Annotated in this window: 11 protein-coding genes; 9 read left to right on the top strand and 2 right to left on the bottom strand. The window is 74.8% G+C overall.

Going from position 1 to position 14,411, the window contains the following annotated elements:
- The 6 genes from GQS09_RS29495 to GQS09_RS14790 all read left to right on the top strand — a co-directional run.
- On the top strand, positions 1-1,064 hold a 1,064-nt coding region (locus GQS09_RS29495), incomplete at its 5' end, for a (2Fe-2S)-binding protein (RefSeq protein WP_243761426.1).
- Between the two features lie 56 nt (positions 1,065-1,120).
- Positions 1,121-3,430: a molybdopterin cofactor-binding domain-containing protein gene (locus tag GQS09_RS14810; RefSeq protein ID WP_165986536.1), complete on the top strand. Its 2,310-nt coding sequence runs from the start codon at positions 1,121-1,123 to the stop codon at positions 3,428-3,430.
- A 128-nt stretch (positions 3,431-3,558) separates the two neighbouring features.
- Entirely contained in the window at positions 3,559-5,103 is a 1,545-nt protein-coding gene (locus tag GQS09_RS14805) for an MFS transporter (protein ID WP_165986534.1), read from the top strand.
- A gap of 371 nt (positions 5,104-5,474) precedes the next feature.
- A complete protein-coding gene (locus GQS09_RS14800) occupies positions 5,475-7,277 on the top strand; it encodes a DEAD/DEAH box helicase (protein WP_165986533.1) in 1,803 nt (600 codons plus the stop codon).
- A gap of 406 nt (positions 7,278-7,683) precedes the next feature.
- A complete protein-coding gene (locus tag GQS09_RS14795) occupies positions 7,684-8,328 on the top strand; it encodes an IclR family transcriptional regulator (protein ID WP_165986532.1) in 645 nt (214 codons plus the stop codon).
- Between the two features lie 99 nt (positions 8,329-8,427).
- Positions 8,428-9,282, top strand: coding sequence for a S16 family serine protease (locus tag GQS09_RS14790; protein WP_165986531.1), 855 nt, complete (start codon positions 8,428-8,430; stop codon positions 9,280-9,282).
- Between the two features lie 92 nt (positions 9,283-9,374).
- On the opposite strand, the gene hppD is transcribed toward GQS09_RS14790, so the two are convergent.
- Entirely contained in the window at positions 9,375-10,454 is a 1,080-nt protein-coding gene (gene hppD, locus GQS09_RS14785; RefSeq protein WP_243761428.1) for a 4-hydroxyphenylpyruvate dioxygenase, read from the bottom strand.
- Between the two features lie 301 nt (positions 10,455-10,755).
- On the opposite strand from hppD, the gene GQS09_RS14780 reads away from it, so the two are divergent.
- Positions 10,756-11,322 carry an Lrp/AsnC family transcriptional regulator gene (locus GQS09_RS14780; RefSeq protein WP_165986529.1) on the top strand — a complete coding sequence of 189 codons (567 nt, stop codon included), beginning with the start codon at positions 10,756-10,758 and terminating at the stop codon, positions 11,320-11,322.
- A gap of 1 nt (position 11,323) precedes the next feature.
- Here the strand turns inward: GQS09_RS14780 and GQS09_RS14775 are convergent, their stop codons facing one another.
- Entirely contained in the window at positions 11,324-11,803 is a 480-nt protein-coding gene (locus GQS09_RS14775; protein ID WP_165986528.1) for an SsgA family sporulation/cell division regulator, read from the bottom strand.
- Between the two features lie 200 nt (positions 11,804-12,003).
- On the opposite strand from GQS09_RS14775, the gene GQS09_RS14770 reads away from it, so the two are divergent.
- Both GQS09_RS14770 and GQS09_RS14765 read left to right on the top strand, forming a co-directional pair.
- The gene (locus GQS09_RS14770; RefSeq protein ID WP_165986527.1) at positions 12,004-13,542 is read left to right on the top strand and encodes an RDD family protein; all 1,539 of its coding nucleotides are present in this window, start codon (positions 12,004-12,006) and stop codon (positions 13,540-13,542) included.
- Positions 13,543-13,698: 156 nt separating this feature from the next.
- Positions 13,699-14,391, top strand: a complete 693-nt coding sequence (locus tag GQS09_RS14765) for an RDD family protein (protein ID WP_165986526.1) — start codon at positions 13,699-13,701, stop codon at positions 14,389-14,391.
- Positions 14,392-14,411 lie beyond the last annotated feature (20 nt).

The following is a 14,411-nucleotide window of genomic DNA, read 5'->3' as shown; positions in this document are numbered from 1 at the left end:
TGGCCGGCCTGCACCAGGCGCGGGGCGGCACCGCCACGGCCCGGGACGGGGAGACGGACACCCGGGCCGCCCCGGTCGCCCGGGTCCCGGAGGACGGCCGGCCGGAGCCGGTCATCGGCGAGCCCTGGTCGCATCCGGCGCAGGACGGCGCCGGCCGCTACCCGGACGACGCCGGGGTGCCCGAGCACGGCCATGCCGGTGACCCGGCGGACGGGCCGCGGGTGCCCGGCCGCTTCGGCGGGCCCTTTGACGAGACCCTGGCCGGCACCGAGCGCATCGCCCTCCCGGACCTGCCCGGCCCGCCCGGCGGCCCCGGGCCGGGCGACGGGGCGGACGGGAGCGACCCGGAGGCCGCCGGGCCCCGGTCCGGCCCCGGCGAGGACGGCACCGACGCCGCGGACGCCGCTGCCGCCGCGGACACCGAGGGCACCGGCCACAGCACCCACCCGGTCGTCTCCTACGTGCTCACCGTCAACGGCATCGACCGGCCGGTCACCGACGCCTGGGTCGGCGAGTCCCTGCTCTACGTGCTCCGCGAGCGCCTCGGCCTGGCCGGTGCCAAGGACGGCTGCTCCCAGGGCGAGTGCGGCGCCTGCTCGGTCCAGCTGGACGGCAGGCTCGTCGCCGCCTGCCTGGTGCCCGCCGCCACCGCCGCCGGCAGCGAGATCCTCACCGTGGAGGGCCTGGGCGGCCAGGACGCACCGTCCGACGTGCAGCAGGCACTCGCCGCCGGACCGGTGCAGTGCGGCTTCTGCCTGCCCGGCATGGCCATGGCCGTGCACGACCTGCTGGAGCGCAACCACGCGCCCACCGAGCTGGAGACCCGGCAGGCGCTGTGCGGCAACCTCTGCCGCTGCGCCGGCTACCGGGACGTCCTGGACGCGGTCCGGACCGTGGCCGCCGGGCGCGCCGCGCGCCAGCAGCAGGACGACGGCGGCACCGGGCCCGCGCCCGGTGACCCGGGCGCCACGGACGGCGCCGGCGGGCCGGCCGCCCCGCGCATTCCGCAGCAGGGCGGCGGACGGCCGGGACCGGGCACGACGGGGATGGGAGGCGCATCGTGACGGAGCCGACGAACGGCGGCGGAACGGAAACGGGCAGCGGCGGCGGCACGGTCACCGTGTCCCCGGCCGGCGCCGCCCCCGTCGCCACGGAGGGCGCCGGGGCCGCGGGCCCGGCGCACGGCATCGGCGCCTCGGTCCTCCCCACCGACGCCGGGGCGAAGGCGTGCGGGGTCTACCCCTACACCGCCGACCTGTGGGCCGAGGGCCTGCTCTGGGCAGCCGTGCTGCGCTCCCCGCACCCCCGCGCCCGGATCAAGGCCGTCGACACCGCCCCGGCCGAGGCCATGCCCGGCGTGCAGGCCGTGGTCACCCACCGGGACGTGCCGGTGGGCGACGCCACCCTCGGCCGCCGGGTCGCCGACCGGCCGCCGCTCGCCTCCGGGGAGGTGCGCCACCACGGCGAGCCGATCGCCGCGGTGGCGGCGGACCACCCCGACACCGCCCGGCTGGCCGCCGCCGCCATCGCCGTCGACTACGAGGTCCTGGAGGCGGTCACCGACCCGGAGAAGTCCTTCGCCGCCGAACCGCTGCACCCGGACGGCAATGTGCTGCGCCACATCCCGCTCCGGCACGGCGACCCCTCGGCCGTCGGCGAGGTCGTGGTCGAGGGCCTGTACCGGATCGGCCGCCAGGACCCGGCCCCCATCGGCGCCGAGGCCGGCCTGGCCGTGCCGCGGCTGGACGGCGGCGTGGAGCTGTACACCGCCGCGACCGACCCGCACACCGACCGTGATCTGCTGGCCCGCTGCCTGGGCCTGGACTCCGACCAGGTCAAGATCTACGTCACCGGGGTGCCCGGCGCCTGCGCCGACCGCGAGGACCCGGGCATGCAGCTTCCGCTGGCCATGCTGGCCATGCGCACCGGCAGCCCGGTGAAGCTGGCCGCCACCCGCGAGGAGTCCTTCCTCGCCCACCCGCACCGGCATCCCACCCTGCTGCGCTACCGGCACCACGCCGGCCGGGACGGCAAGCTGGTCAAGGTCGAGGCCGAACTGCTGATGGACGGCGGCGCCTACGCGGACGACTCCGCCGAGGCGCTGGCCGCCGCGGTGTCCTTCGCCGCCGGGCCGTACGTGGTGCCCAACGCGGTGGTCGACGGCTGGGTGGTGCGCACCAACAACCCGCCCTCCGGGCACGTGCGCGGCGAGGGCGCCATGCAGGTGTGCGCCGCCTACGAGGCGCAGATGGACCGGCTGGCCGCCGAGCTCGGGCTGGACCCGGTCACGGTGCGCGAGCGCAATGTGCTGGCCACCGGCGATGTGCTGCCCATAGGCCAGACCGTCACCTGCCCGGCGCCGGTGAAGGAACTGCTGGCCGCGGTCAAGGAGGCGCCGCTGCCGCCGCTGCCCAAGGAACTGCCGCCCGAGGAGTGGCTGCTGCCCGGCGGCCCGGAGGGCGCGGGCGAGCCGGGCGCGGTGCGCCGCGGCGTGGGCTACGCGCTGGGCATGGTGCACATGCTGGGCGCGGAGGGCACCGACGAGGTCTCCACCGCCACGGTGAAGGTGGAGGGCACGGTGGCGACCGTGCTGTGCTCGGCCGTGGACACCGGGCAGGGCTTCGCCACCCTGGCGCGCCAGATCGTCCAGGAGGTCCTGGGCGTGGAGGAGGTCCATGTGGCGCCGGTGGACACCGACCAGCCGCCGGCCGGGCCGGGCGCGCGGGGCCGCCACACCTGGGTCTCCGGCGGGGCGGTGGAGCGGGCCGCCAGGATGGTGCGCACCCAGCTTCTCCAGCCGCTGGCCACCAAGTTCGGCATGTCCCCGGAACTGCTGGAGATCGCCGACGGCAAGATCACCTCCTACGACGGGGTGCTGTCCACGACGGTGGCCGAGGCTCTGGAGGGCAAGGAGCTGTGGGCCACGGCGCAGTGCCGCCCGCATCCGACCGAGCCGCTGAACGCCACCGGGCAGGGCGATGCGTTCGTCGGCCTGGCCTTCGCCGCGGTGCGGGCGGTGGTGGACGTGGACGTGGAACTGGGCACGGTCCGGGTGGTGGAGGTGGCGCTGGCGCAGGACGTCGGCAAGCTGCTCAACCCCCGGCAGGTGCGGGCCCGCATCGAGGCGGGCGTCACCCAGGGAGTGGGCGCGGCGCTGAGCGAGCACCTTCGGGTGGCGCGCGGCACGGTCCGCCGCCCGGACTTCGCGGACTACGCCCTGCCCACCGCGCTGGACACGCCGGACATCCGGATCGTGGCGCTGCTGGAGGAGCGTGACGTGGTGGCGCCCTTCGGCGCCAAGTCGGTGAGCGCGGTGCCGGTGGTGACCACCCCGGCGGCCGTCGCCGCGGCGGTCCGCGCCGCCACCGGCCGCCCGGTCAACCGTCTCCCCATCCGCCCCCAGACCGTGGCCCTCCCGCCGCCCTCCTGAGCCGGGCCGCACCGCGCTGCGCCCGGCGGCGGCGCTGCCGCGCCGCCCGGGCCTAGGGCTGGGGGCGGAGCGGAAGACGGGCCGAAAAGCCATGGGCACCATGCCCGGTCGGTCCTTACGGTGTCCGCATGGACGAACTCCGGGCCGGCGCCGGCCCCGCTGAACGGGACGGCGCCGGCATCTCCGCACCTGCCGCCGCGCCACCGCCCTCCGCCGAGGCCGCCGAGGCCGCCGAGGTGCCGCCGCAGGACCTCCCGCCCGTCCCCGCCGGGGCGGGCGGTGTCATGAGCCCGCGGTACCGCGCGCTCACCCTGGGCTCGGTCAGCGTCATCCTGCTGATCGCCTTCGAGGCCATGGCCATCGGCACGGCCATGCCCGCCGCCGCCGAGCAGCTCGACGGCGTCTCCCTCTACGCCTTCGCCTTCGCCGGCTACTTCACCACCAGCCTGCTGGGCATGGTGGTCTCCGGCCAGTGGTGCGACCGGCGCGGACCGCTCGCCCCGGTGAGCGTCGGCATCGGCTGCTTCTCCGGTGGCCTGCTGCTGTCCGGCCTGGCGCAGAGCATGCTGGTCCTGGTGCTCGGCCGGGCCTTCCAGGGCGTGGGCGGCGGCCTGATCATCGTGGCGCTCTACGTCCTGGTGCGGCGCGCCTACCCCGAGCATCTGCGCCCTTCCGCGCTGGCCGCCTTCTCCGCCGCCTGGGTGGTGCCCGCCCTGGCCGGCCCGGTGATCGCCGGTACCGTGACCGAGCACCTCGGCTGGCGCTGGGTGTTCCTCGGCATCACCGTGCTGGTGCTCCTGCCGCTGATGATCATGCTGCCCGCGCTGCGCCGCACCACCGCCGAGACCCAGCGCGAACAGGACGGCACCGCCCCGCCCTTCGACCGCCGGCGGCTGCGCCTGGCCCTGGCCGTCTCGGTCGGCGCCGGGCTGCTCCAGTACGGCGGCCAGGAGCTGCGCTGGCTGTCCGTGCTGCCGGTGGCGGCCGGTCTGGTCCTGCTGGCCCCGGCCGCGCTGCGCCTGCTGCCGCGCGCCACCTTCTGGGCCGGCCGCGGCCTGCCGTCGGTGATCCTGCTGCGCGGCCTGGTCTCGGCGGCGTACATGGCGGCGCAGACCTTCGTGCCGCTGATGCTGGTCACCCAGCGCGGGCTGTCCGTCACCACGGCTGGCCTGGCCCTTGCCGCAGGGGGGCTGACCTGGGCGTTCGGCGCCTGGCTGCAGGCCCGCCCACGGCTGGAGCGGCACCGCTCGCTGCTGGTCACCACCGGCACCGTGCTCAATGTGACGGGCATCGCGGCCACCCCGCTGGTCCTGGCCGAGGCGGTGCCGGTCTGGCTGCCGGTGCTGACCATCGGCCTGTCCTGCTTCGGCATGGGGCTGGTGGTGGCCTCGGTGGGGGTGCTGGTGCTGCGGCTGTCCGCCCCGGCCCGGGCGGGCGGCAACGTGGCCTCGCTCCAGGTCTGCGACAGCCTGCTGAACGTGGTGCTGCTGACCGCCGTGGGCACCGCCTTCGCCGCGCTGGGCGGCGGCTCCGCCGCCGCCTCGCACACCGCGGACACCGCCGGGGCGGCGGCCACGGTCGGGCCGGCCGCCTTCGTGACCGTCTACGCGGCGGCCACCGCCGTGGCCGTCCTCGCCATCGCCGTCTCCCGCCGCACCCGGGCACCGGGCTGATCGTGGTGCCCGGAATGGTGCCGGCCGGTGCCCTTCCGGCATGGTCCCGGATCTCCGCCGCGCGACGGGACGCAGGGAACGCGCCGGACCGCCCGGGAAACAGGCCGGGGCGGGCGGCCCTCGACGCGGCGGCGGAGGGCCTGGTCCTCGCCGTGANCGCGGCGGCGGAGGGCCTGGTCCTCGCCGTGACGACGGGAAACCCCGCCGGGGCCGGCCCCGGCGGGGTTTCCCGTCGCGGAACGTCCCGGCCCGCCGCGGGTGGTGTGAGCCGCACCGCAGCCGCGGGCGGGCGCGGTGTCCGCCGGGAGCGGGGAAGCGGGGACGGGTAGGCTGTCGCGGTCCGTTTGGCAGGTGCCGACCTTGCGAGGATCGTGACTACCACCAGTGCTTCCAGTGCTTCCCATTCGCACCACCTCTCCCCGGCGTTCCCCGGCCGGGCGCCATGGGGTACCGCCGGAAAGCTGCGGGCCTGGCAGCAGGCCGCGATGGACCGCTATCTCAGCGAGCACCCGCGCGACTTCCTGGCCGTGGCCACCCCCGGCGCCGGGAAGACCACCTTCGCGCTGACGCTCGCCTCCTGGCTGCTCCACCACCACGTGGTGCAGCAGATCACCGTGGTGGCCCCCACCGAGCACCTGAAGAAGCAGTGGGCCGAGGCCGGCGCCCGGATAGGAATCCGGCTCGACCCCGAGTACAGCGCCGGGCCGCTCGGCAAGCAGTACCACGGCGTCGCCGTGACCTACGCGGGCGTGGGCGTGCGGCCGATGCTGCACCGCAACCGCTGCGAGCAGCGCAAGACCCTGGTCATCCTGGACGAGATCCACCACGCGGGGGACAGCCGCTCCTGGGGCGAGGCCTGTCTGGAGGCGTTCGAACCGGCGGTCCGGCGGCTGGCCCTGACCGGCACCCCGTTCCGCTCGGACACCAACCCGATCCCGTTCGTGCAGTACGCCGAGGACGCCGAGGGGATCAGGCGGTCGGTGGCCGACTACACCTACGGCTACGGCAACGCCCTGGCGGACCATGTCGTCCGCCCGGTGATCTTCCTCTCCTACAGCGGCAGCATGCGCTGGCGCACCAGGAGCGGCGACGAGCTTCAGGCACGGCTCGGCGAGCCGATGACCAAGGACGCCACCGCCCAGGCCTGGCGCACCGCGCTGGACCCCAAGGGCGACTGGATCCCGGCCGTGATCGGCGCCGCCGACCGCCGGCTGACCGAGATCCGGCGCTCCGTGCCCGACGCCGGGGCCCTGGTCATCGCGACCGACCAGGACAGCGCCCGCGCCTACGCCCGGCACATCAAGGAGATCAGCGGCGAGAAGCCCACCGTCGTGCTCTCCGACGACTCCGGAGCCTCCGGCCGCATCGAGGACTTCCGCGAGTCCGACAGCCGCTGGCTGGTGGCCGTCCGCATGGTCTCCGAGGGCGTGGACGTGCCCCGGCTGATGGTCGGGGTGTATGCCACCACCATCTCCACGCCGCTGTTCTTCGCCCAGGCCGTGGGCCGCTTCGTCCGCTCCCGGCGGCGCGGCGAGACCGCCTCCGTCTTCCTGCCCACCATCCCCTCCCTGCTCGGCTTCGCGCACGAGATGGAGGTGGAGCGCGACCACGTGCTGGACAAGCCGGCCAGGGGCGGTGAGGAGGACCCCTACGCCGAGGAGGCCCGGCTGCTCAAGGAGGCCGAGCGGGAGCGCGACGAGGACACCGGGGAGCAGGACCAGCTGCCGTTCGAGGCCCTGGAGTCCGAGGCCGTGTTCGACCGGGTGATGTACGACGGCGCGGAGTTCGGCATGCAGGCGCACCCGGGCAGCGAGGAGGAGCAGGACTATCTCGGCATTCCGGGGCTGCTGGAGCCGGACCAGGTCCGGATACTCCTGCAGAAGCGCCAGGCCCGGCAGATCGCGCACAGCCGCCGCAAGCCGGACGAGGAGGCCGATCTGCTGGAGCTCCCGGCGGAACGGCGTCCGGTGGTCACCCACCGGGAGATGGCCGAGCTGCGCCGGGAGCTCCACGGCCTGGTGGGTGCCTACGCGCATCAGTCGGGGAAGCCGCACGGGGTGATCCACAATGAGCTGCGGCGGGCCTGCGGCGGCCCGCCGACGGCCGAGGCCACCGCCGGGCAGCTCAAGGCCCGGGTCGCCAAGATCCGCGAGTGGGCCACCCGGATGCGCTGAACCGGAGCGGGGGCCGGGGGTGCGTGCGGAGCGGGGTCCGGGAGCCGGGGAAGCGGGCGAACCCGTGCCGCACCACCGCCCGGAAGGTCTCGAACAGGCTGCGGAGCAGCGGTAATTCATTTGTTGCAGTCAGTCTATTCGGGTAGATCGCGGAGGATATTTCTCACATTTCCCCCCAGAATTTCGTGAGAGTGCTCGGATTCTGGACAAGCTCTTCCGCTGAGCGGTGACTCTGTATAAGTTTCCGGGCACGCGCTATGCCGGAGCAGAGCGGCCCCGGTGCGCAGCCGGCAGTGCGACATGCACCGTTACCCGGCGGCTGTCCGTGCGTGCTGCCGACCGGGACGGGCAGCATCCCCCACCCCGCGGACGGGCCCCGGGCGCTTGAATCGGAAGAGGGGGCGTCGTGACCGCGGAGACTTCCCAGACGCTCGACCGGGGGCTGCGAGTCCTCAAACTCCTGGCCGAGACCGACCACGGGCTCACCGTGACCGAGCTGTCCAAGCAGCTCGGCGTGAACCGGACAGTCGTCTACCGTCTGCTCGCGACCCTGGAACAGCACGCCCTGGTACGCCGGGACGCCGGTGGCCGAGCCCGCGTCGGGGTCGGCGTGCTGGGCCTGGGACGCCAGGTGCACCCACTGGTCCGGGAGGCCGCGCTGCCCGCGCTGCGCTCCCTGGCCGAGGACGTCGGGGCCACCGCACACCTCACCGTGGTGGACGGCACCGAGGCACTGGCCGTGGCCGTGGTCGAACCGAGCTGGACGGACTACCACGTCGCCTACCGCACCGGTTTCCGGCATCCGCTGGACCGGGGCGCGGCGGGCCGGGCGATCCTCATCGGCCGCTGCAAGGACATCGACAACGAGGACGGCTATGTGCTCACCCACGGGGAGCTGGAGGCCGGCGCCAGCGGCGCCGCCGCGCCGCTCCCGCCGGACTGCGGGGTGGAGGGCAGCGTCGGCGTGGTGATGCTCAACGACTCCGTCCCGCAGGAGGTCGGCCCCCGGGTGGTGCGCGCCGCCCAGGAAGTGGCCGAAGTCCTCCGCTGACCGGCGGTGGCGGCCCCGCCGCCGGCCCGCCCGCCCGGCCGCATACCCGCTGCGCACCGCGCGTCCGGGGCGGTGCGGGGCCTGGGTAGTCTTCGACGCATGCCGTCCACCGAAGCCCGCTCCCCGCGTCCCGAGCCCGCGCCCGCCTCCGGCGACCCCGCCGTCCCCGGACCGCTGCGCCGCCGCCCGGTGCTGATCGGGCTCTGTGCCGCGCTGGTGACCGTGCTGCTCGCGGCCGCCGCGCTGCTGCCGCTGCCGTTCTCCGTGGCGCTGCCCGGCGAGACCGTGGACGTGCAGGGCAGCAGCGGCGGGGAGCAGGTGATCCGGATCTCCGGCGCCGAGGTGCGCGAGCCCGAGGGCGAGCTGCGGATGACGACCATCCAGGCCACCGGCCCGGACGCCACCGTCCGGCTGCCCGATGTGGTCAGCGGCTGGTTCTCCTCCGAGCGCGCGGTCATGCCGCGCGACGCGGTGTATCCGTCCGGCCGGACACCCCGCGAGATCCGCGAGTACAACACCGCCCAGATGCACGAGTCCCAGGACGCCGCGGTCGAGGCCGCGCTCGGCCTGCTGGACCGCAGCGGCCGGGGCATCGAGGTGGAACTGAGCCTGGAGGACGTCGGCGGCCCGAGCGCCGGTCTGCTGTTCGCCCTCGGCATCGTCAATCTGCTGGAGGGCGACGGCGCGGGCGGGGACCTCACCGGCGGCCGGGTCATCGCCGGCACCGGCACCATCGAGGCGGACGGCACGGTCGGCTCGGTGGGCGGCGTCCCGCTGAAGACCCAGGCCGCCCGGCGCGACGGCGCCACCGTGTTCCTCGTCCCACAGGACGAATGCGGGGAGGCGGAGGGCGATCTGCCCGAGGGGCTGCGGCTGGTGCCGGTGCGGACGCTCGCGGACGCGGTGGGCTCGCTGCGGGCACTGGCCGCGGGCGATCCCGTGCCCTCCTGCTAGACGACGCCGGGCCGGACGACGCCGGACGGCGGCCGGGGCGGGCCGCCCCCGCGTGTGCAGGGCGCGGGGGCGGCCGGTGGGGGGTGGTGTCCTTACAGATTCCCCCGTCGGGCCTGTTCACGCTCAATTGCCTCGAAGAGGGCCTTGAAGTTCCCCTTGCCGAAACCCAGGGAACCGTGGCGTTCGATCATCTCGAAGAACACGGTCGGGCGGTCCTGCACCGGCTTGGTGAAAATCTGCAGCAGGTAGCCGTCTTCGTCCCGGTCGGCCAGGATCTTCAGCTCCCGCAGGGTGTCCACCGGCACCCGGGTGTCGCCGACCCACTCGCCGAGCGTGTCGTAGTACGAGTCGGGCACGTCCAGGAACTGCACCCCGGCGGCGCGCATCGCCCGCACGGTGTGCACGATGTCGTTGGTGGCCAGCGCGATGTGCTGCACGCCCGGCCCGCCGTAGAACTCCAGGTACTCGTCGATCTGCGACTTCTTCCGGGCGATGGCCGGTTCGTTGATGGGGAACTTCACCTTGCGGCTGCCGTCCGCGACCACCTTCGACATCAGCGCGGAGTACTCGGTGGCGATGTCGTCGCCCACGAACTCCTTCATGTTGGTGAATCCCATCACCCGCTGGTAGAAGGCCACCCACTCGTCCATCCGGCCGAGTTCGACATTGCCCACGCAGTGGTCGATGGCCTGGAAGAAGCGCTTCTCCGGGGGCGCGACCAGGGGTCCGGTCTCCGCGAAGCCGGGCAGGTAGGCGCCCTTGTAGCCGCCGCGCTCGACCAGCGTGTGCCGGGTCTCGCCGTAGGTGCCGATGGCGGCGAGCACCACCGTGCCGTTGTCGTCGGTGAGTTCGTGCGGCTCGGTCAGCGGGCGGGCGCCCTGCTCCAGCGCGCGGGCGTAGGCCGCGCGGGCGTCCGGCACCTCAAGCGCCAGATCCACCACGCCGTCGCCGTGCGCGGCCACGTGGCGGGACAGGAACCGGCCGTGCTCGGTGGTGGGCTTGATGACCGAGGTGAGGACGAACCGGGCGGCGCCCGACTCCAGGACGTAGGAGGCGGTCTCCCGGTTGCCGTGCTCCGGGCCGGAGTAGGCGACCAGCCGCATCCCGAACGCCGTGGAGTAGTAGTGCGCCGCCTGTTTGGCGTTGCCGACCGCGAAGACGACCGCGTCCATGCCGTTCACCGGGAACGGGTCGGCGTCCCGGTTCCGGTCCGGGGATCCCGCGGGGGTGTGGTGCGGGGTGTGCTGAGGTGCAGGCTGTGGGGTCTCCGTCATGCAGGCAGAGTCCACCCGGTCGGCAAGGTGCGCAATAGTATGCGCATCGAGTGGGCAAACTGTAGAGTCATATCCCGGAAATGCTTGTCGTTCTGTACATGATGCCCAGCGCTGAAGCAGTACGGCGGGAACGACGGGGACGAGGCATGCGACGGGCGACCGGGCGACCGGGCGGCGAGGGCGAGGACCGGGAATCACCATGACTGGCACCACGGCGGGCGCGACGGGCCCGGCACCCATCGACGGGCTGGACGGGCGGCTGCTGGAGCTGCTCGCCCGCGAACCGCGGATCGGTGTGCTGGAGGTGTCCCGCCGGCTCGGCGTGGCACGCGGCACCGCCCAGGCCCGGCTGGACAAGCTCCGCGGGAGCGGGGTGATCCGCGGCTTCGGCCCGGACGTGGACCCGGCCGCGATCGGCTATCCGGTGACCGCCTTCGCCACCCTGGAGATCAGGCAGGGCCAGGGCGCGGAGGTGCGCAGGCATCTGCGGGAGGTGCCGGAGGTGCTGGAGCTGCACACCATCACCGGGCAGGGCGACATGCTCTGCCGGCTGGTGGCCCGTTCCAACGCCGATCTCCAGCGGGTGATCGACCGGGTGGTCGGCTTCCGGGGCATCGTCCGTTCCTCCACCGCGATCGTGATGGAGAATCCGGTGCCGTTCCGCATCGTCCCGCTGGTGCGTCAGGCCGCCGGGCTGGAGCCGGAGGGCCGCGCCGGGGCCGGAACCCGGTCCGCGGGACCGGAGACGCAGCCGCCGGCTCCGTGAGTCAGCGGCCGGCCTCACCGGGTTCGTCCGGCGGCCGTCCCGCGGGTGACTCCTCGGCCCCGGAGGGCGCGGAGGCCGCGAGCAGCGCGTCCAGCCCCTCCTCCAGGCCCAGTTGTCCCGCCTCCGCGCCGGAGGGCACCACGCGCAGCGTGCGCTCCAGCCAGGCCGAGACCGGTGCGACCGGTGCATGCAGCAGGGCGTCGCCGTCCGGGGAACTCAGCGCCATGCAGACCACCGGACGGCCGTCCGCCCTGCCGGGCCAGACCCGCACGTCGCCGTGCCCGGCGGGGCGGAAGACGCCCTCCACCAGCAGGTCGCGCGCGAAGGTCCAGTGCACGGGCGCCTCGGAGGTGATGTGGAAGACGATGTGCACGGCGAACGGGTCGTCCGAGCGGTATGCCAGCCGGGCCGCCACGGGGATGATGCGCTCCGGCGAGACGACCAGCCGGAGTTCCAGCTCGCGTTCGATGATGAGGTACATCGGGAACACCTTCTCCTGCCCGGTACCCGCCCGTTGCGGGTACGTTCACAAGGAGAGAGCGGGCGAACGCCTCGTCATTACGCGGCTGCACGGGATTTTTTCGTCACTCGCAGGGCGTCGTCGTACCATGCGTTACCCGGCCGTGGACCATCTGCTGCGGACAACTGCGACAACAGGGCGGACAGGAGCGTCGTACAGGGATGAGCGTGCCACCCGAGGGGGGTGCCGGCGGCAACCCGGGGCCCGACTGGTATCCGGACCCGTCCATTCCCGGCTACATCCGGTACTGGAACGGCTCCGCCTGGGTCCCCGGCAGCAGCCGGCCGGAGCCACGCGCGGGTGAGCCCAGGCCCGGGCCGCCGCCGGGTGCATTCCGCCCGCAGCCCGCCTCCGGACCGCCCGCTCCGTCTCCGTCCACCGGGCCGCAGGAGACCGGTCCGGTCTTCTTCGACGAGGAGAACGCGGCGGCCTCCGGCCCGCCGGCGGCCGGCGCCTCCCCGTCCGCCGGCGCCGGTGCCGGCCGTGCGCCCGCGGTTCCGGAACCGCGGGACAGCGGCGAGCAGCCCGCGCAGCGCCCGGCCGCCCTGCCGGAGCTGCGCGGACGCGGCGGGGCGGACCGCCCCGGGCTGCCCTGGGGTTCGGACGAGGACGTCTCCACCTCCCCGGTGGCCTCCGTCCGCCGCGGGCCGCAGGGCGGGCAGGCTCCGGCCGACCCGAGGGCGCCCTTCGGGCGTCCGGCCGCCGGGCCGGAGCCGGAGCGGCCCGCGGCGGCGGGCGGGGCCGGCTCCGGGGAGGAGCCCGATCCGCGGGAGCGGACCATCGGCATCCGCCGTTCCGAGCTGCCGGGCGGTCCGTCCTGGACGGAGCAGGTGCGCGAGCTGGCCCAGCAGGCCCACGAGCGGCGCGCCCAGGACCAGCAGCCCGGGACGCCCCCGCAGGGCCGGCAGGCGCAGCCGCTGCAGCCACCGCAGCCGCAGGCCGGGCAGCCGGTGCCGCGGCAGGCGCCCCAGGCCGCTCCGCAGTCCCCGCCCCAGCAGTTCCCGGCACCGCCCGTCGCCCAGCAGCACCAGCCGCAGCCGCAGGCCCGGCAGCCCCAGCCGCAGGTCCCGCAGCCGCAGGTCCAGCAGTCGCAGGGGCACACCGTGCCGGTGCTGGGCGCGCCGCAGATGGCGCCGCTGACCGAGGCCGGTCTCCAGGTGCGGGCCACCGCCCCCTGGGAGTCCCCGTTCGGCGGCGGCGAACAGGCGTACCCGGCCAAGCTGGGCCGCCGTCTGCTGGCCCGGATCGTCGACTCGCTGCTGCCGCTCGGTGCCGCCGGCGCCGTGGCGTTCCTGCTGCTGGACCGCGGCCGGGACCACATCCAGGCCAAGGTGGACGCGGTCGAGCAGGCCGGCGTGACCCAGCAGGTGTGGCTGCTCGACGGCACCACCGGCACCTATCTGGCCATGGTGCTGGGCGCCTTCCTGGCGCTGGGCCTGCTGCTGGAGGCGCTGCCCACCGCCTTCTGGGGGCGTACCCCCGGCAAGGCGCTGTTCGGTCTGCGGGTGCTGCACGTGGAGCGGCAGGAGAAGCCGTCCTTCGGTGCCGCGCTGGGCCGCTGGCTGCTGTACAGCGTGCTCGGGCTGGTGGTGCTGGGCGTGGTCTCCGTGCTGTGGTGCGTGCGCGACCGTCCCTGGCGGCAGTGCTGGCACGACAAGGCGGCCGGCACCTTCGTGGCCTCGGCCCGTTCCGGCCGCTGATCCCGTCCCGTCCCCGCCGCGGCCCCGCCCCCGTCCGGTCTCCGGGAGCGGGCCGTTGCCGGGCGGCGCGGCGGAAGGTGCCGGATTGGCTGGAAATGTCCCCCGCGCGGCGCATTGCGGATGCGGGGCGCCGGGTCTCCCGGTGCACTCGGAGGCATGAGCGATGAGCAGCCGCAGGCCGGAGGGTGGGGGAAGCCGGAACGGGAACCGGGCCGGCAGGATCAGCCGTCCCCGCCGGGCGAGCGCTGGCAGGGCCCTGGCCAGGAGCCCGGCCCGGGGCAGCCCGGGGGGCCGCACCACGAGAGCGCACCGCCGCCTCCGCCGCCCCCGGGCGGTACCGGTGACTACGGCACCAGCCCGTCCGGCGGTCCGTACGGCGCCGGGGGACCGGTGCCCGGCATGCCGCCGCTGGCGTCCCTGGGCCGCCGGGTCGTCGCCCGGATCCTCGACTGGCTGATCATCTACGTCCCGCTGGCGCTGATCACCCTGCCCCTGGTGGACACCGACGACTACAACACCGCGGGGAACTGGGGAACGTCCCTGCTGGGGGTGCTGGTCTACTTCGTCTACGAGGCGCTGATGCTGACCTCGCGCGGGCAGACGCTCGGCAAGATGGCGATGAAGATCAGGGTCGGCATGCTGGCCGACGGTTCCCTTCCGGCGGGCAGCCCGGGCTGGGTCCGGGCGGCGGTGTACGCGCTGCCGCAGCTCGTCTACTGCCTCGGGCAGGTGTTCTGGCTGGTCAACGTGTTGTGGTGCACCTGGGACCGCCCCTACCGCCAGTGCCTGCACGACAAGGCCGCCAAGACCGTGGTGGTCGAGGCGACGGGGCAGTCCACCGCCCGCTGACCGGGCCGGCCGGAAGACCC

Source organism: Streptomyces sp. YIM 98790 (genome assembly GCF_011421595.1).
In the GTDB taxonomy this organism is placed as follows: domain Bacteria; phylum Actinomycetota; class Actinomycetes; order Streptomycetales; family Streptomycetaceae; genus Streptomyces.
Note: the sequence above shows the minus strand (reverse complement) of the source record. Positions and strands in the feature narration are given on the sequence as shown.

Bases quoted from the DNA above. Each gene is read 5' to 3' on its own strand.
- GQS09_RS14765 (WP_165986526.1), top strand. From the start codon at position 13,699: ATGAGCGATGAGCAGCCGCAGGCCGGAGGGTGGGGGAAGCCGGAACGG.
- GQS09_RS14790 (WP_165986531.1), top strand. From the start codon at position 8,428: ATGCCGTCCACCGAAGCCCGCTCCCCGCGTCCCGAGCCCGCGCCCGCC.
- hppD (WP_243761428.1), bottom strand. From the start codon at position 10,454: ATGGACGCGGTCGTCTTCGCGGTCGGCAACGCCAAACAGGCGGCGCAC.
- GQS09_RS14775 (WP_165986528.1), bottom strand. From the start codon at position 11,803: ATGTACCTCATCATCGAACGCGAGCTGGAACTCCGGCTGGTCGTCTCG.
- GQS09_RS14805 (WP_165986534.1), top strand. From the start codon at position 3,559: ATGGACGAACTCCGGGCCGGCGCCGGCCCCGCTGAACGGGACGGCGCC.
- GQS09_RS14780 (WP_165986529.1), top strand. From the start codon at position 10,756: ATGACTGGCACCACGGCGGGCGCGACGGGCCCGGCACCCATCGACGGG.
- GQS09_RS14770 (WP_165986527.1), top strand. From the start codon at position 12,004: ATGAGCGTGCCACCCGAGGGGGGTGCCGGCGGCAACCCGGGGCCCGAC.